This is a genomic window from Mycobacterium sp., from assembly GCF_008709575.1.
Taxonomy (GTDB): Bacteria; Actinomycetota; Actinomycetes; order Mycobacteriales; family Mycobacteriaceae; genus Mycobacterium.
Map to the genome: position 1 here is coordinate 1 of NZ_VYIK01000146.1, position 1468 is coordinate 1468.

The window sequence follows — 1468 nt, forward strand, 5'->3', positions numbered from 1 at the left end:
GCCCGGTGTTGGGGGGTGCTGTGGAATCGTATCCGGCGGGCGGAGTGTTCTCGGTTGCGGAATCCGCAACCGACCCGCTTGACCTGTTTGACTAGACGGTTGTAGCCCTCGGTGCGGGCATTGGTGATCCCGGTGGCCACGAAGGCGTTGATCTCGGGCCACCAGGTGTCGATGGTGGCGGCTAGGGTGAGCAGCTCAGGGATGTGTGAGTCGATACACCAGGTCAAAAACCGGTGTAACCGGTGGCGGGTCAGGTGCGCATCCCCGCCGACGTGCACAGTCGACAGCAAGGTGCGCAGTTCTTCCTTGGCGATCCACGCGGAGAGGATCTGTCCACTGCTGTCCTCGGCGAGGATCGCGTTCCACATCATCGCTACACTTTCATCCGACAAGCGTTCCCACGCGGTCAGCAGTCGACGCCGGTTGGCCCACTCGGGGTCGAGTTTGCGCCCGCGCCGCTCCCGCAGATCCCAGGTGACCCGGCGGCGCACCTTCGTCAGCGCGTCATTGGCTAATTTCACCAGATGGAAGTGGTCGACCACGAGGGTCGCGTTAGGCAACGTCGCCCGAATCGCGGTGGCGTAGCCCGCGGCCGGATCGATCGCCACGTATTCGACGCCGGCCCGAAACTCCTCGCTGCGCTCTGATAACCAGGTGATCACCGCGGCAGCAGTGCGGCCCTCGGCCTGCCCCAAAAGGCCCTGATCGCCAGCCAAGTCGACGAACCCGGTATCCCACGGGTCAACCCGCACCCACCGGCCCGTGTTGGGGCAGCGCTGCCAGCGGGGCGCGCCGCGGCGGGTCTCGTCAATGCCGAGCACCCGGGTCGGCTGCGGCTCGGCCAACACCGTATCGGCGTGGGCGACGAAGGCGCGGTGCGCGGTCGGCCACGATACCCCGTGGGCGTTGGCGACCTCGGCCACCGAACGGGCAGCCTGCCCGATCGCCTCCCCGATCTGGGTAGCCAACCGCCTGGTGATCCGCGCCCGCGCCGGCACCTGCGCGATGGCCTCGGTGAACGAAGACTTCTGGCAGTATTCCTCCCGGCAGCGCCACCGCGTCTTATGCCAGAGCACCACGATGGGATCGCGACCGTAGGGGATGTCCCGCGGCGAGGTGCACACCCGCTCCTTGACCGAGCTGGACACCACCCCACACCCCGGGCACGCCGCCGCGGTTTCCTCGGCCGTGACCACATGCACCACCCGAGTGCCATCAGCACGCCGTTCGACACGCTCGACTCGTACCCCTGGCAGCCCAAACAACAATGTCGTACCGTCAGACATGGCCCTTGGTTCCCTTCCCTCCGCCTGAAAACTCGCAACTTCAGACTTCGGAAGGCCAAGGGCCTCCCCATGCAACGACACGCCCTATGAGAGCGAAATCACAACTGCCCGGTTAAGATTGAAGAGCCCCCATACCCCACCCGACCGCGAATTTGCCATGATAGGGGCTTTCGAACCAATTC

General features: G+C 65.6%; 1 protein-coding gene. It reads right to left on the reverse strand.

Going from position 1 to position 1468, the window contains the following annotated elements:
• On the reverse strand, positions 1–1286 hold a 1286-nt coding region (locus tag F6Q13_RS17360), incomplete at its 3' end, for an ISL3 family transposase (protein ID WP_293059203.1).
• Positions 1287–1468: the final 182 nt, after the last annotated feature.